Source organism: Streptomyces sp. NPDC088733, assembly GCF_044751185.1.
GTDB lineage: Bacteria > Actinomycetota > Actinomycetes > Streptomycetales > Streptomycetaceae > Actinacidiphila.
Genome location: NZ_JBIVLH010000019.1, coordinates 15,831 through 30,537, shown reverse-complemented (window position 1 = coordinate 30,537; position 14,707 = coordinate 15,831). Strand labels below are relative to the sequence as shown.

Annotated in this window: 14 protein-coding genes; 1 reads left to right on the top strand and 13 read right to left on the bottom strand. The window is 72.5% G+C overall.

Annotated elements, in window-relative coordinates; genetic code table 11:
* Positions 1-24: 24 nt before the first annotated feature.
* The 12 genes from ACIP64_RS29035 to dacB form a co-directional block, all read right to left on the bottom strand.
* On the bottom strand, positions 25-519 hold the full coding sequence (locus tag ACIP64_RS29035) for a DUF3180 domain-containing protein (RefSeq protein WP_401592579.1): 495 nt from the start codon (positions 517-519) through the stop codon (positions 25-27).
* Between the two features lie 50 nt (positions 520-569).
* Complete coding sequence (gene folK, locus ACIP64_RS29030) at positions 570-1,160, bottom strand: 2-amino-4-hydroxy-6-hydroxymethyldihydropteridine diphosphokinase (protein ID WP_401592362.1); 591 nt, start codon at positions 1,158-1,160, stop codon at positions 570-572.
* Positions 1,157-1,516 (bottom strand): dihydroneopterin aldolase, encoded by a 360-nt coding sequence (folB, locus tag ACIP64_RS29025; RefSeq protein ID WP_401592360.1) that lies wholly within the window; start codon positions 1,514-1,516, stop codon positions 1,157-1,159. The genes folK and folB overlap by 4 nt, the downstream gene beginning before the upstream one ends.
* A gap of 235 nt (positions 1,517-1,751) precedes the next feature.
* Positions 1,752-2,243, bottom strand: a complete 492-nt coding sequence (locus tag ACIP64_RS29020; protein ID WP_401592358.1) for a nuclear transport factor 2 family protein — start codon at positions 2,241-2,243, stop codon at positions 1,752-1,754.
* A gap of 58 nt (positions 2,244-2,301) precedes the next feature.
* Positions 2,302-3,156, bottom strand: coding sequence for a dihydropteroate synthase (gene folP, locus ACIP64_RS29015; RefSeq protein WP_401592356.1), 855 nt, complete (start codon positions 3,154-3,156; stop codon positions 2,302-2,304).
* Between the two features lie 33 nt (positions 3,157-3,189).
* On the bottom strand, positions 3,190-4,818 hold the full coding sequence (locus ACIP64_RS29010) for a phosphatidylglycerol lysyltransferase domain-containing protein (protein ID WP_401592577.1): 1,629 nt from the start codon (positions 4,816-4,818) through the stop codon (positions 3,190-3,192).
* Between the two features lie 314 nt (positions 4,819-5,132).
* A complete protein-coding gene (gene folE / locus ACIP64_RS29005; protein ID WP_401592354.1) occupies positions 5,133-5,741 on the bottom strand; it encodes a GTP cyclohydrolase I FolE in 609 nt (202 codons plus the stop codon).
* Between the two features lie 116 nt (positions 5,742-5,857).
* On the bottom strand, positions 5,858-7,909 hold the full coding sequence (ftsH, locus tag ACIP64_RS29000) for an ATP-dependent zinc metalloprotease FtsH (protein ID WP_401592352.1): 2,052 nt from the start codon (positions 7,907-7,909) through the stop codon (positions 5,858-5,860).
* A 193-nt stretch (positions 7,910-8,102) separates the two neighbouring features.
* Complete coding sequence (hpt, locus tag ACIP64_RS28995; RefSeq protein ID WP_401592575.1) at positions 8,103-8,642, bottom strand: hypoxanthine phosphoribosyltransferase; 540 nt, start codon at positions 8,640-8,642, stop codon at positions 8,103-8,105.
* A 36-nt stretch (positions 8,643-8,678) separates the two neighbouring features.
* Positions 8,679-9,665: a tRNA lysidine(34) synthetase TilS gene (gene tilS, locus ACIP64_RS28990; protein WP_401592350.1), complete on the bottom strand. Its 987-nt coding sequence runs from the start codon at positions 9,663-9,665 to the stop codon at positions 8,679-8,681.
* A 245-nt stretch (positions 9,666-9,910) separates the two neighbouring features.
* A complete protein-coding gene (locus ACIP64_RS28985) occupies positions 9,911-11,083 on the bottom strand; it encodes a zinc-dependent metalloprotease (RefSeq protein WP_401592348.1) in 1,173 nt (390 codons plus the stop codon).
* A gap of 54 nt (positions 11,084-11,137) precedes the next feature.
* The gene (gene dacB / locus ACIP64_RS28980; RefSeq protein ID WP_401592346.1) at positions 11,138-12,397 is read right to left on the bottom strand and encodes a D-alanyl-D-alanine carboxypeptidase/D-alanyl-D-alanine-endopeptidase; all 1,260 of its coding nucleotides are present in this window, start codon (positions 12,395-12,397) and stop codon (positions 11,138-11,140) included.
* A gap of 298 nt (positions 12,398-12,695) precedes the next feature.
* Between dacB and ACIP64_RS28975 the strand changes: the two genes are divergently transcribed.
* Positions 12,696-13,190 carry an inorganic diphosphatase gene (locus tag ACIP64_RS28975; RefSeq protein WP_319139054.1) on the top strand — a complete coding sequence of 165 codons (495 nt, stop codon included), beginning with the start codon at positions 12,696-12,698 and terminating at the stop codon, positions 13,188-13,190.
* Positions 13,191-13,250: 60 nt separating this feature from the next.
* Here ACIP64_RS28975 and ACIP64_RS28970 read toward each other — a convergent pair whose 3' ends face one another.
* Positions 13,251-14,702 carry a wax ester/triacylglycerol synthase family O-acyltransferase gene (locus tag ACIP64_RS28970; RefSeq protein ID WP_401592343.1) on the bottom strand — a complete coding sequence of 484 codons (1,452 nt, stop codon included), beginning with the start codon at positions 14,700-14,702 and terminating at the stop codon, positions 13,251-13,253.
* Between the last annotated feature and the right edge of the window lie 5 nt (positions 14,703-14,707).

Genomic DNA, 14,707 nt, shown 5'->3' with positions numbered 1-14,707 from the left:
GTGCCGCGAGCCGTGCGGGCCCGGCTACGCGCGGTCGCCCATGACGCCGTTGCGGTGGTCGTCCTCGTCCTCGGGGAGCCGGCAGACCCGTTCCAGGAAGAGCGCGGCGGCACACACCGCGACGCCCGCGAGCACCGCCGCGCCGCCGTAGATCGCCTGGTCGCGACGGGGCTGGTTGTCGAGCTCGTACATGATCAGGAAGACGACCGCGCCGCCGTACATGCCCGCGACCAGAGCGGCCACCAGCGCACTCGCCTGGCCGAAGACGACCGCGCGGGCGGCCAGCAGCGGGTCCACTCCCTTGGCGCCGGGGCGCCGCTCGCGCTGGGCCCGCAGCCGGGACCGCAGCGACAGCGCGGTGGCGGCCAGCACGACCGCGATCAGCGCCAGCACAATGGGGGCGGCCACGGGCACGCTGGGCAGCGTGCCCACCGAGTCCCAGAGCTTGGCGCCGGCCCAGGAAAGGACCCCGGCCACCACGAAGAGACCCACCAGGGTCCTGACACGCAGCGCCTTCACCGAGTTCTCGCTCCCCACATCGACGGACACAACGACGAAGTCGTCAACGATTACTCGGGCAGTCTGAGTTCCACGTCACCGCGCGACCAGACCGACTCGCGGCCCACACCCGCCAGCAGCCCGGCCACCGGGCCCGCGCCCGGCAACTCCGCCGCCGGGTCGATGTCGTGCCACGGCGCGAGCACGAACGCCCGCTGGTGCGCCCGCGGGTGCGGCAGGGTGAGCTCCGGATCCTCGGAGACCACACCCTGGTAGGCGACGATGTCGACGTCGATGGTCCGGGCCCCCCACCGCTCGGTGCGGGTCCTGGCGAAGGCGTCCTCGATGGCCCGGCCGCGCTCCAGCAGCGAGGAGGGCGGCAGGGTGGTCTTGATGAGCACCACGGCGTTGAAGTAGTTCGGCTGCGAGCCCGGCTCGACGCCCCAGGGCTCGGTCTCGTACACCGGCGAGACCCTCTTCACACGGACGCCCGGAGTGTCCTCCAGCGCGTCGACCGCTCCCTGGAGGGTCTCCAGGCGGTTGCCGAGATTGCTCCCCAGGGAGATCACGGCGAACTTGGGGTTCTGCAGCGTGGAGTCCGCCGCGTCGACCTGCGCGACAACGGAGGCCGGGACGGGCTGCACGGTGGGGTCGTAGCTCACGGGCGCCTCCGGATGATCGATACGGTCACGTCGTCAAAGGGCACGGTGATCGGGGCCTGCGGCTTGTGCACGGTCACCTCCACCTCCTCGACCAGTTCATGCTTGAGGCACTGGTCGGCGATCCGCTGGGCGAGGGTCTCGACGAGGTCCACCGGCTCGCCCTGCACGACGGCCACGACCTCCTCGGCGACGATCCCGTAGTGCACGGTCCGCGTCAGGTCGTCCGTCGCCGCGGCGGGCGCGGTGTCCAGTCCGAGGACGACGTCCACGACGAAGTCCTGGCCCTCGCGGCGCTCGTGCTCGAACACGCCGTGGTGTCCACGGGCTCTCAGGCCCCGCAGCGCGACTCGGTCCACGATGCACTCCCGCTGGTCGTCGAACGGACGGACGAAATTGACGAGGCGTGGAACGTAACAGTACGCCCTTTCTCGAATCTACCTGCGACCACCGACAGCCCTCCGGTACCGGGGCGGTACCGGGCCGGCCGGGGTCCGGACGACCCGCGCTTACCCCGTACCGGAGGCACCTACTCCGCCTCCGCCGACTTCTTGCCACGAACGGGTCACGAACGGCTGGCGCGGCGGGCGGTGTTCAGGCCGTGCCCTCCCCGGCGCCGTCGTCGCCGGCCCCGTCCTCCGCGTCGTCCTCACCCGCGCCCGCCATGACCGGGGAACCGTGGTGCACCCACAACCGCCAGCCCTCCGGTGTGCGCCGGAACACATTCGTGGCCACCACCAGACCGCCCACCAGCGAGCCCATGTCGCCCTCCTCCTCGGCGGGACCGCCGGTGAGGATGTTCTCGGTGCACGTCACGAGCGCGGTGTCCCCGTCGACGGCGACCTCCACGTCCGTGAGGAAGAACTGGATGTAGTCGGTGTTCGCCATGATCAGCGCGTACGAGCGCATCACCTCGCGGCGCCCGCGCAGCACCGGCCACCCCGGGTGCACCACCGACACCGTCTCCGCCAGCGGACCGGTCAGCACCAGCTCCTCCAGCGCGTCCAGGTCCGAGCGCTCCACCGCGTCGTAGAACGCCTGGTTCGCCTGCTCGACCCGGGCCGCCTCGGCCGTGCGCGGCGTCACCGCGACACCCCCCGCACCACAGGGCCCCGCCCTTCTCCGGCCTGTTCCCGCCGCTCGCTCATCGCGCCCCCTCGATCGCCCGCGCCACGCGGACCGCGTCCGCACTGTCGTGCACCTCGTGCACCCGCACCGCCCACGCCCCCCGGCTCGCGGCGATCGCCGTCACCGCCGCGGTCGCCGCGTCCCGCTGGCGCGCCGGCGGCGGATCGCCGCCCTCACCGGCCAGCACCCGGCCGAGGAACCGCTTGCGCGAGGCCGCGATCAGCAGCGGGCGGCCCAGCGTCCGCAGGTCCTCCATGTGCGCGATCAGCGCGAGGTCGTGCTCGGCGTCCTTGGCGAAGCCCAGGCCCGGGTCGAGCACGATCCGCTCCGGGGCGATCCCGCCGGACACCGCGGCGTCGAAGCTGCGCCGCAGTTCGCCGGTGACCTCGCCGACCACGTCGGCGTAGACCGCGCGGTTGTTCATGTCGATGCTCTGGCCGCGCCAGTGCATCACGACGAACGGGCTGCCCGCGGCCGCCACGACCGGGATCATCGCCGGATCGGCGAGGCCGCCGCTCACGTCGTTGACCAGTGCCGCGCCCGCCTCGACGGCCTTCTCCGCGACCGCGGCCCGCATCGTGTCGACGCTCACCACGACCCCGGCCGCGGCCAGTTCCCTGACCACCGGGATGACCCGGCGCAGCTCCTCCGCCTCGTCCACCCGCGCCGCGCCCGGACGGGTCGACTCACCGCCCACGTCCACCAGATCGGCCCCGGCGGCCACCAGGTCCAGCCCGTGCTTGACGGCCAGCTCCGGGTCGAACCACTCGCCGCCGTCGGAGAACGAGTCCGGCGTGACGTTCACCACGCCCATGACCGCGCACCGGTCCCAGGACGGCAATCCGGCCACGTGGCCGCGCATCGTACCCATGAGGTCAGCCTAGGGGGCGGGCCGGACGGGCGGTCACCGCAGACGCCGGGAGGCCCAGGCGGGGAGGGCCAGCGTGACGAACCCCTCGGCCTGCATCGCGGCCAGGCCGATCCGGGGGAGGTCCTTCGTGGCGCGGAAGACCAGGAAGCGCGGCACCCACTCGGGCTGGAACTTGGCGTTGAACTTGTACAGCGACTCGATCTGGAACCAGCGCGACAGGAAGACCAGCAGCCCGCGCCAGGTGCGCAGCACCGGCCCCGCGCCCAGCCGCTCCCCGCGCGCCAGCGCGGAACGGAACATCGCGAAGTTCAGCGAGACCCGCCGCACCCCGATCTCCGGCGCCCGTTGCAGCGCCGCGACGATCAGCAGCTCGTTCAGCCCCGGGTCTGCGGCGCGGTCGCGCCGCATGAGGTCCAGGGACATCCCGTCGGTCCCCCAGGGGACGAAGTGCAGCACCGCCCGCAGTTCGCCGTCCGTGTCGTAGGCCGTCGCCACCACGCACGCGTCGTCGGACGGATCGCCGATGCGGCCCAGCGCCATCGAGAAGCCGCGCTCGGTCTCGGTGCCCCGCCACGCGTCGGCCGCGCGCCGGATCGTCTCGCGTTCGTCCTCGTCCAACTCGCCCACCCGGCGCACCTTGCACACGTAGCCGGCCCGCTCGATCCGCTTCACCATCTGCCGCACATTGCGCATGGCCCGCCCGGACAGCGAGAACGCCGCCGTCTCCACGACGGCCTCGTCGCCCAGTTCCAGCGCGTCCAGCCCGGTCTCCCGGGTCCACACCTCGCCGCCGGTCTCGCTGCACCCCATCACCGCGGGGATCCACGCGTGCGCGCGGGCCTCCGTCATGAACCGCTGTATCGCGCCCGGCCAGGCCTCGACGTCGCCGATCGGGTCGCCGCTGGCCAGCATCACCCCGGACACCACGCGGTAGCAGACGGCCGCCTTGCCGCTCGGGGAGAACACCACGCTCTTGTCCCGGCGCAGCGCGAAGTGCCCGAGGGAGTCCCGGGCGCCGTGCCGGGCCAGCAGGCAGCGCAGCCGCTCCTCGTCCTCCTCGGTCAGTTCGGCGACCGGGTGGGCGGGGCGCAGCGCCAGGTACGCGGTGACCGCGGCGGTCAGGAAGCCGAGCCCGCCCAGCGAGTACGCGACGACATCGGCCGCCTGGTCGGTGGTGTAGCTGACGGGTCCGTCGAAGCCGAACAGCCCGTACAGCACCTCGGTGAAGCGCTGCGCCACCGTCGGGTCGCCCATCTCCGCCGCCGGGTGCGCGCTGACGATCACCAGCCCGAGCAGCACGCTCAGCCCGCTCAGCCCCGTGAACGCCGCCACCGCCCGCCACCGGGTGCGCGGGTCCCCGAGCGCCGAGAACTCCGCCCGGTACCGGATCAGCAGGGCCAGCAGGAACGCCGACAGCACCGCCCCGCCCAGGGAGTGACGGTGCAGCACCTGCGCCACCCCGCCGATCGGCAGCAACACCACCGCGGCCCGCCAGGCGCGCTTCTTCCCCCGCTTGAGTCCGTGCGCCAGCATCAGCACGAGGATGCCCGTCACCACGGCCGCCGCGGCGGCCACCGAGGTGACGGTCCCGGGGACCACCCCCGCCAGCACGTGCATCCGGCTGTGCCGGAACCGCGGGAAGATCCCGGCCGCCAGGTCCATCAGCCCGACGAGGGCGCACGCCGTCCCGACCGCGCGAGGGGACGCCGCCGCGGGCAGCACCGAGGGAAGCCTCCGCCCGGCCCCCCGGGAAACCCGGACGCCGGGCTCTTCCTCTGCGACGACAGACATGGCCCCACCAAGTTCCAGCGCTGCGGAAATGTGCCGTACGCCCGACTCGCGTACGGAGATGTGCGCCCTGTAGGACGTGAACTCCCGCCCGCGGGTTCCGTCGGTCGCACAACCGTGTCCCCCCGGAGACCTTCCCGTCCGGGGGGATGCCCGCCGGACGCCGCCGGCGATCAGCTCGGTTCAGCTCAGCGCGACATGATCATGCTCATGGCCTCGGCCCGCGTCGCGGGGTCGCGCAGCTGCCCGCGCACGGCCGAGGTGAGGGTCTTGGCGCCGGGCTTGCGGACCCCCCGCATCGTCATGCACATGTGCTCGCACTCGATGACCACGATCACACCGCGCGGTTCGAGTATCCGCATCAGGGACTCCGCGATCTGCGTGGTCAGCCGCTCCTGCACCTGCGGGCGGCGGGCGAAGACGTCCACCAGCCGCGCCAGCTTGGACAGCCCGGTGATCTTGCCGTCCGCCGACGGGATGTAGCCCACGTGCGCGACGCCGACGAACGGGACCAGGTGGTGCTCGCAGCTGGAGAGCACCTCGATGTCCTTGACCAGGACCATCTCGTCGTGACCGAGGTCGAAGGTCGTCGTCAGGACGTCCTCCGGCTCCTGGTAGAGGCCGGCGAAGATCTCCCGGTACGAGCGGGCCACCCGCGCCGGGGTCTCCCGCAGACCCTCACGGTCGGGGTCCTCGCCCACGGCGATGAGGAGTTCGCGGATCGCGTTCTCGGCACGTTTCTCGTCGAACTCGCCGATGGGGCTCCGCTCGCCCTCAAGGGTCACCGGGTCGGTCATCTGTGCCTCGTTCCTCGTACGCCGTACCACGCGGGAAAAGCCGCGCCCCCCAGGATAGAAACCTGGGGGGCGCGGCGGACATTCCGGTGAACGTGAGCGATCCCACGCCGGGGGCGTCAGCCCTCGGTGCCGGGCTCCTCCGGGAGCTCGACGCTCTCGGTCGCCTTGCTCAGCGAGCCGGCCGCGGTGGCCGTGCCGTTGGCCGACGGCTGCGTGCCGTTGGTCAGGGCGAGCTCCTTGGGCGAGAGCACGGGCGGGCGGGTCGACGGCGTACGCCGCGACGAGCCCGTCCAGGCCGGACGCGCCGGACGCTTCACGATCTGCTTGAAGACCTCGGCGATCTCCTCCTTGTTCAGCGTCTCCTTCTCCAGGAGGGCCAGAACAAGGTTGTCGAGGACGTCGCGGTTCTCGACCAGGATCTCCCACGCCTCGTTGTGCGCGGTCTCGATGAGCTTCTTGACCTCTTCGTCGACCAGCCCGGCGACCTCTTCCGAGTAGTCGCGCTGGTGCGACATCTCCCGGCCGAGGAACGGCTCGCCGTCGCTCGTCCCGAACTTGATCGCGCCCAGCCGCTCGGTCATGCCGTACTGGGTGACCATCGCACGGGCCGTGGCGGTGGCCTTCTCGATGTCGTCCGCGGCACCGGTGGTCGGGTCGTGGAAGACCAGCTCCTCCGCCGCGCGGCCGCCCATGGTCATGGCCAGCCGGTCGAGCATCTCGTTGCGCGTGGTGGAGTACTTGTCCTCGTCCGGCAGCACCATGGTGTAACCCAGGGCACGGCCGCGCGACAGGATCGTGATCTTGTGGACCGGGTCGCTGTTCGGAGAAGCCGCCGCGACCAGGGCGTGTCCGCCCTCGTGGTACGCGGTGATCTTCTTCTCCTTCTCGGACATGATCCGGGTGCGCTTCTGCGGGCCGGCCACGACGCGGTCGATGGCCTCGTCCAGCATCGAGTTGTCGACCAGCTTCTTGTCGCTGCGCGCGGTGAGCAGCGCCGCCTCGTTGAGGACGTTGGCCAGGTCCGCACCGGTGAAGCCGGGGGTGCGGCGGGCGACGGCCTTGAGGTCGACGTCCGGCGCGACCGGCTTGCCCTTCTGGTGCACCTGGAGGATCTCCAGGCGGCCCTGCAGGTCCGGACGGTCGACGGCGATCTGCCGGTCGAAGCGGCCGGGACGCAGCAGCGCCGGGTCCAGGATGTCGGGCCGGTTCGTGGCGGCGATCAGGATGACGCCGCCCTTCACGTCGAAGCCGTCCATCTCGACCAGCAGCTGGTTCAGCGTCTGCTCGCGCTCGTCGTGACCGCCGCCGAGGCCCGCGCCGCGGTGCCGGCCGACGGCGTCGATCTCGTCGACGAAGACGATGGCCGGGGCGTTCGCCTTGGCCTGCTCGAACAGGTCGCGAACCCGGGAGGCACCGACACCGACGAACATCTCGACGAAGTCGGAACCGGAGATCGAGTAGAACGGGACGCCCGCCTCACCCGCGACAGCACGCGCGAGCAGCGTCTTGCCCGTTCCGGGCGGGCCGTACAGCAGTACGCCCTTGGGGATCTTGGCACCCACGGCCTGGAACTTGGCCGGCTCCTGGAGGAACTCCTTGATCTCCTGGAGCTCCTCGACCGCCTCGTCCGCGCCCGCGACGTCGGCGAAGGTGGTCTTCGGGGTGTCCTTGGTGATCAGCTTGGCCTTGGACTTCCCGAAGTTCATGACCCGGGAGCCGCCGCCCTGCATCTGGTTCATCAGGAACAGGAACACGACGACGATCAGCACGAAGGGCAGCAGCGAGAGCAGGATGCCGACGAAGGCGTTCTGCTTCGAGGGAGCGACGGTGTACCCCTGCGGGAGCTGGCCGTTCTCCGACTTCGTCTGCAGCGTCTTCGCGATGTCGACGCCCTGGTCGCCGATGTAGCTCGCCTTGATCTTCGAGGAGCCGAGGTCCTTGCCGTTGACCTTGGCGCCGTCCTTGAGCTGGACCTTGATGGTGCTCTCGTCACCTGTGGTCAGCTCTGCCGACTTGGCCTGATTGGTGTCGATCGCCGCGATGACCTGGCCGGTGTCCACCGTCTTGTAGCCGCCGGACGAGCCGACGACCTGCATCAATACGACCACGGCGAGGACAGCCAGCACGATCCACATGACTGGCCCACGGAAATAGCGCTTCACGTCCATCCATGCGGGGCGATCACGCCCCGTCCCTCCTGCCACAGTGAGGCACAGCGGCCGGAGAGCCGCCGGTGCATCCGGTGTATGAACCGACCTTCGGACGGTACCCCAGCATTGTCACCCGAAGTCGCCGGAGACCGTTAACAAACAGCGTTACCACCCTCCAACGCCGCGGAGGGCGTGAGGGTTCCCGCCGGCCTCAGCCGCCGTACACGTGCGGCGCAAGTGTGCCGATGAACGGCAGGTTCCGGTACTTCTCCGCGAAGTCGAGGCCATAGCCGACCACGAACTCGTTCGGGATGTCGAATCCGACGTACTTCACATCGATCTTGACCTTGGCGGCGTCCGGCTTCCGCAGCAGCGTGCAGACCTCCAGCGAGGCCGGACGGCGCGAGCCGAGGTTGCTGATCAGCCAGGACAGGGTCAGACCGGAGTCGATGATGTCCTCGACGATCAGGACGTCGCGGCCGGCGATGTCGGTGTCCAGGTCCTTGAGGATGCGCACCACACCGGACGACTTGGTGCCGGCGCCGTACGAGGACACGGCCATCCAGTCCATCGTCACGTGCGAGGACAGGGTGCGGGCGAGATCCGCCATGACCATCACCGCGCCCTTGAGGACGCCGACGATGAGCAGGTCCTTGCCTTGGTAGTCCCGGTCGATCTTCGCCGCCAGCTCCGCCAGCTTGGCGTCGATCTCTTGCTTGGAGATGAGCACCTTCTCGAGGTCGGTGCCCATGTCGTTCTCGTTCACCCGTACAACTTCCGGCTCGGTCTACAAGGCCTGGAAGAACAGTCTGCCATTGCGCCGCCCGACGGCGACTCCGCCCGGCAGGTTGAGCGGCTTCTGACCGCGCCAGGCGGTGAGCAGGCGGTCGGTCTCCTCGATGTGGCGGGCGAAGAGCGAACCGGGCGGGGAACCGGCGGCGACGGCCGCGCGGCGCAGGACCCGGCGGCGAACGGCGGGGGGGAGCACGAGCAGACGGGAGATCTCCAGGCCGCCCTCGGCAGCGGCGGCGGACCGTTCCGCCTCGGCGGCCCACTGGTCGAGCGCGTCCGCGTCGTCGCGGGAGAGCTGGGCGGTGCGCGCCAGCGCCTCGACGACGCCCTTGCCGAGGGACTTCTCCAGCACGGGCAGCGCCTCGTGGCGGACACGGGAGCGGGTGTAGGCCGGGTCGTGGTTGTGCGGGTCCTCCCACACATCGATGCCCTGCGCCAGGCAGGCCTTGCGGACCGTGTCCCGGTCGAGCAGCAGGAACGGCCGGCGGTAGCGGCCGTTGACCGACGGCATCCCGGACAGCGACCGGATGCCGGAGCCGCGCGCCAGCCCCAGCAGCACCGTCTCGGCCTGGTCGTCGCGGGTGTGCCCGAGCAGCACGGCGGACGCCCCGGAGCGCTCTGCGGCGGCGTCGAGGGCCGCGTAGCGGGCGTCGCGGGCCGCGGCCTCGGGGCCGCCCTGGCGGCCCACGGTCACGGCGACCGCGTCCACGGGGTCCAGGCCCAGGCCGCGCAGGCGGGCGGCCACGTCCACGGCGCGGACGTCCGAGCCGTCCTGGAGACCGTGGTCGACGGTCACGCCGCCGGCGCGCACGCCGAGCCGGGGGGCCTCGAAGGCGAGCGCGGTGGCGAGTGCCATGGAATCGGCGCCGCCGCTGCAGGCGGCGAGCACCAGCGGGCTGCCGCCCTGGTGGTCGGTCAGGACGTCCTGGAGTACGCGGCGGACCGCGAGGCGTATCGCCGCGACCGCGGGGTGGGGACCCATGTCCGGTTTCCCTCCTGAAGAGCACTGGCGGAGCAGTGGAGGCAGTGGAGACGGTGGAGTGACGCAGGGTAGCTAGATGGTGACAGACAGCGTGCGATACCCGAGCATTGCACGCTTACGCTGCGCCGACGGTCCCTCGGACGGGTGAAAGGGCTGGCGAAAAGACGGGCAAGGGGCGGCTGGATCAACGGCTGGGGCCGGGGTGGGGTAACGGGTGCGCCCGGGGCGCGGACGCCCCGGGCGGATCAGGTCTCGGTCCTGCGGTGCACCCGCGACACCCAGTCCGCCGGTTTGGCGATCTCCAGCTTCGTCGGCAGCGTGTTGGGCGAGGTCCAGATCCGGTTGAAGCCGTCCATGCCCGCCTGGTCGACCACCGCCCGCACGAAGCGCTCGCCGTCCCGGTACTGGCGCAGCTTGGCGTCCAGCCCCAGCAGCTTGCGCAGCGCCTGGTCCAGCCGGCCCGCGCCGCTCTGCCGGCGGCGCTGGAACTTCTCGCGGATCTCGGCCACCGACGGCACCACGTCCGGGCCGACGCCGTCCATCACGTAGTCGGCGTGCCCCTCCAGCAGCGACATCACGGCGGTCAGCCGGCCCAGGATCTCCCGCTGGTTCGGGGTCTGCACGAGGTCGATCAGGCTGGGGCCGTCCTCGGGCGCGGCGTCGATCGCCTCCTCCTCGGCCTCGGGGCGGCCGCCGGAGAAGGACTGGAACGCCTCGCGCAGCCGCTCGATCAGCGTCGAGGGGTCGATCTCGGTCTCGCCGAGGAAGGCCTGAACCTCCTGCTCGATGTGGTCGCGCAGCCACGGCACGGCCGTGAACTGCGTGCGGTGGGTCTCCTCGTGCAGGCAGACCCAGAGCCTGAAGTCGTGCGGGTCCACGTCGAGTTCGCGTTCCACGTGGACGATGTTGGGGGCCACCAGCAGCAGCCGGCCGGTGCGCGGCTCGCCCGGCCCCGGCACGGCGGGTCCCGCGGGCATGTCGCGCGACGCCGGGGCGAACGTCTCGTACTGGCCGAGAACGCGCGAGGCCAGGAAGCTCAGCAGCATCCCGACCTCGACCCCGGTGACCTTGCCGCCGACGGTGCCGAGCACGGCGCCGCCGGGGCCACCCGGCTTGCGGGCCTGCATCTTGTCCAGCAGCGGCTTCAGCACCTCGCGGAAGCCGGCCACGTTCGCCTTGATCCATCCAGGGCGGTCCACGATCAGCACGGGCGTCCCGGCGTCCGCGGGCTCCTCGTCCCCGAACATCCGCGTGAACGCCCGTACGTGGGCCTCCGACTCCTTCGCGTGCCGCCGCAGCTCCGCGACCACCGCACGCGCCTCGTCGCGGCTGACCTCGGGCCCGGGCCGCACGAAGCGGGTCGCGGTCGCGACCGCGAGGTTCCAGTCGACCATCTCCGCACCACCGATGCTCGTCATTCCTTCACGGTACGTGCTGTCCCCCGCGCCCGGGAGCGTTCGCGGGGTGTCGGGTCAGCCGTGGCAACCGCATCGGGCCACCGCGGAGGCCAGCCGGTCCAGGGCGCGCTGCGCCGACGCGGGACTGGTGGTCCCGTTGGTGAGGAAGGCGAACGCGACGAGCCGGCCGTCGGCGTTCACGACGGTGCCGGCCAGGGTGTTGACCCCGGTGAGGGTGCCGGTCTTGGCGCGGATGACGCCCATGCCGCCGTCGGCGTCGCCCGCGGTGAAGCGTTCCTTCAGCGAGCCGGTGAAATGGGCGACCGGCAGGCCCGTCAGAGTGGGCCGCAGCTCGGGGTACTCGGGGTCGCCGGCCAGCACCAGCAGCCGGGCGAGCTGGTCGGCGGTGAGCCGGTCCGCCCGGTTGAGACCGCTGCCGTCGGTGAACCGGGCCCCCTTGAGCGGGATCCCCAGCTCGCGCAGGGCGGAGGAGATGCCCTGCGCCCCGCCGCCGAAGGAGCCGGGCAGCCCGGCGGCGAGGGCGGTGTGCCGGGCCAGGGCCTCGGCGATGTCGTTGTCGCTGTTGGTGAGCATCCGCTCGACCAGGTCCGACAGCGGCGCCGAGCGCACCACGGCCAGCCGGTCGGCGGCGCTCCCCTTGGGCGCCGAGCGCCGGTCGACCGTCCCGGTGACCTTCACGCCCCGGTCGCGGAGCATCCCCGCGAAGGCCGTCGCCGCCTTGGCCGCGGGGTCCCAGACGCGGGCCGCCGGGCCCTTCCAGCTCTTGCCGTCGACGCGGCCCTCGTCCGCCATGAGGGCGTCGACCGGGGCGATGTTGTCGTTGTGGCCGATGGGGTGCAGGGCGGGCCCGCTGTAGAGCGACGTGTCGTACGACAGCCGCACGGTGCGCGTGCCGCGGGCCTTGAGGGCGCTCGCGGTGCCGTCGGCGAGGGTGCGCAGCGACGCCGCCGTGTAGCCGCCACCGGCGGTCTTGCGCGCGGTGAGGGTGGGATCGCCGCCGCCGACCAGGACCACGCGGTCGTCGCCGTCCGCGACGACACCGGTGGTGAGCCGGTGGTCGGGTCCGAGCAGCGACAGCGCGGCGACCGCCGTGGCGATCTTCGTCGTGGACGCGGGCACGGCCGCGGCGGTCTCCCGCCGGCCCCAGACCCCCTCACCGGTGGCCGCGTCGACGACCGCCCCGGTGGTCAGCGGGCCGAGCGCCCGGTCCTTGAGCAGCGGGGCGAGCCGGCCGGCGAGGCCCCCGCCGCCCGGCGGCACCGCCCCCCGCGTGCCCGCGGCGGCCGCCAGCACCTCGGGCGCCGGGACGGGCACGGCGGCCCCCTTGCGGCCTCCCGCGGCCTTCCCAGGCGGCTGCCCGGCCGAGGCCCGCTCCCCGGGCTTTCCCTCCCGGGAGGCGGCTCTCACCCTTTCGGCCGTACGCTGGCCTGACTCCCACGGTCCCGCGAGGGCCACCGCTGTCAGCGCCACGGCGAGGCCGGCGGCGGTCGACCCCGCCACCACCTGCCAGTTCTTGGAGACGGGCACCCCGGACCAGCCCCTTTCGCGACCACACACAAGCGTGGGAGACACTTAATCACCAGAAGTATGTGCTGATCATGGAGGACAGGCTGTGCTCGAGTTCGACGTCACGATCGAGATCCCGAAGGGTTCCCGGAACAAGTACGAAGTGGACCACGAGACCGGTCGTATCCGCCTCGACAGGCACCTGTTCACCTCGACCGTCTACCCGGCGGACTACGGCTTCGTGGAGAACACCCTCGGCGAGGACGGCGACCCGCTGGACGCCCTCGTCCTGCTGGACGAGCCGACCTTCCCCGGCGTCCTGGTGCGCTGCCGCGCCATCGGCATGTTCCGCATGACGGACGAGGCCGGCGGCGACGACAAGCTGCTGTGCGTGCCGGCCTCCGACCCGCGCGTGGAGCACCTGCGCGACATCCACCACGTCTCCGAGTTCGACCGCCTGGAGATCCAGCACTTCTTCGAGGTCTACAAGGACCTGGAGCCCGGCAAGTCCGTCGAGGGCGCCAACTGGGTCGGCCGCGCCGAGGCCGAGGCCGAGATCGAGGCGTCCTACAAGCGCCTGAAGGAGCACGGCGGCCACTGACGCCGTGCCCGTGCCGAGGGCGGCGCGCTCCCTGCCGGGGCGCGCCGCCCTCGTGTGTGCTCAGGGCTGCCGCCGCGGACCGTCCTCGCCCTCGCCGCAGGCCGCCAGCAGTTCGGCCAGGGAGCCGTGCAGCGCGGCGGCCAGCGCGTCCGTGTCCGGCACGGCGGTGGCGTCCGCGAAGAGCCCGATGTGCACCCGGCCGCGGTAGGTCGAGATGGCCACGGCCAGCGACTGGCCGCGGGCGAGCGGGGCGATCGGGTGCAGCTCGGTCATCCGGCAGCCGTCGAGCGTCAGCGGCACGTCCAGCATCGGCACATTGGTGACCAGCACGTCGAACAGCAGCCGCGCGGAGGCGGCCAGCAGCGGCGCCGCGAAGCGGTGCGCGAGCGGCGGCACGCTGTCGGCGAGCAGCGCCACCGCCCCGGGGCCGGTGTCGGGCCCGGCGGCCTTGTTGCGGTCCATGCCCTCGCGCACGCCGCGCAGCCTGGCCAGCGGGTCGGCCTCGCCGACCGGCAGCCGCAGCAGGTAGCCGGAGATGCGGTTGCCCCGTCCGCCGCGCACGCCCTTGCGGCGGCGGCGCGCCACGGGGATCAGCGCCCGCGGGCCCGGCCCGTCCGGGTCGTCGCCGCGCGACTCCATCCAGCGCCGCAGGGCCCCGGCGACGACGGCCATCACCACGTCGTTGACGGTGCCGCCGCTGGTCTTGCGCACCCGGTGCATGTCGTCGATGTCGAGCGAGGCCCCGGCGAAGCGGCGGGGCGCGCCGCCGTGCCGCGGCGCGGCACCGAGCGCGGCCGGGCCGCCGGGGTCGAGCGAGGCCCGCAGCACCGCGGAGCCGATGCCCAGCGCCCGGCCCGCCTCGCGCATCCGTGAGGGCAGGGAGGCGACCACCTGGCGCGGGTCGGGGAGCGCCGGAAGCCCCGGCAGGCCCGGCAGCGCGGGCAGATGGAGGCCGGCCGGCTGCCGGGGCGCGGGCGGCGCCGGGACGGCCGCCGGGCGCGCGTTCCCGCCGTCGACGCGCTGCGCCGGGGCCGTCGTGGGCGCCGGGCGTGCGCCCTGGTCGAGCAGGACCGCCCCGAACTCCACCGCGCGCAGGCCGTCGGCCAGCGCATGGTGCAGCTTGACGAGCACGGAGACGGGCGCGTCGGGGGCGCCCTCGATGACGTAGACCTCCCACGGCGGGTGCTCGCGGTCCATCGGACGGGACATCAGTTCGGCGACGGCCGCGGAGGTGTCGGCGCGGCGGACGGCGTGCACATGGCGCCGGACGTCGAAGTGCTCGTCGGGGGCCCAGGCGGCGCCGCCGACGCCGTACCAGACGTCACGTACGCGCTGGCGCATGCGCGGGGCGTTCTCGGCGCGCGCGGTGATCAGGGCCGCCAGGCCCTCGGCGTCCACCGGGTGCTCCGGGTCGCGCTCGAAGACGGCGACGGCACCCAGGTACATGGGATGGCCCGGTGAGTCGAGGTTCCAGAAGGCGAGATCCAGTGGGCTCAACAGCTCGTCAGCCAAGGCTC

Bases quoted from the DNA above. Each gene is read 5' to 3' on its own strand.
- ACIP64_RS29010 (WP_401592577.1), bottom strand. From the start codon at position 4,818: ATGGACCTGGCGGCCGGGATCTTCCCGCGGTTCCGGCACAGCCGGATG.
- folP (WP_401592356.1), bottom strand. From the start codon at position 3,156: ATGGGTACGATGCGCGGCCACGTGGCCGGATTGCCGTCCTGGGACCGG.
- folE (WP_401592354.1), bottom strand. From the start codon at position 5,741: ATGACCGACCCGGTGACCCTTGAGGGCGAGCGGAGCCCCATCGGCGAG.
- hpt (WP_401592575.1), bottom strand. From the start codon at position 8,642: ATGGGCACCGACCTCGAGAAGGTGCTCATCTCCAAGCAAGAGATCGAC.
- tilS (WP_401592350.1), bottom strand. From the start codon at position 9,665: ATGGGTCCCCACCCCGCGGTCGCGGCGATACGCCTCGCGGTCCGCCGC.
- ACIP64_RS28985 (WP_401592348.1), bottom strand. From the start codon at position 11,083: ATGACGAGCATCGGTGGTGCGGAGATGGTCGACTGGAACCTCGCGGTC.
- ftsH (WP_401592352.1), bottom strand. From the start codon at position 7,909: ATGGACGTGAAGCGCTATTTCCGTGGGCCAGTCATGTGGATCGTGCTG.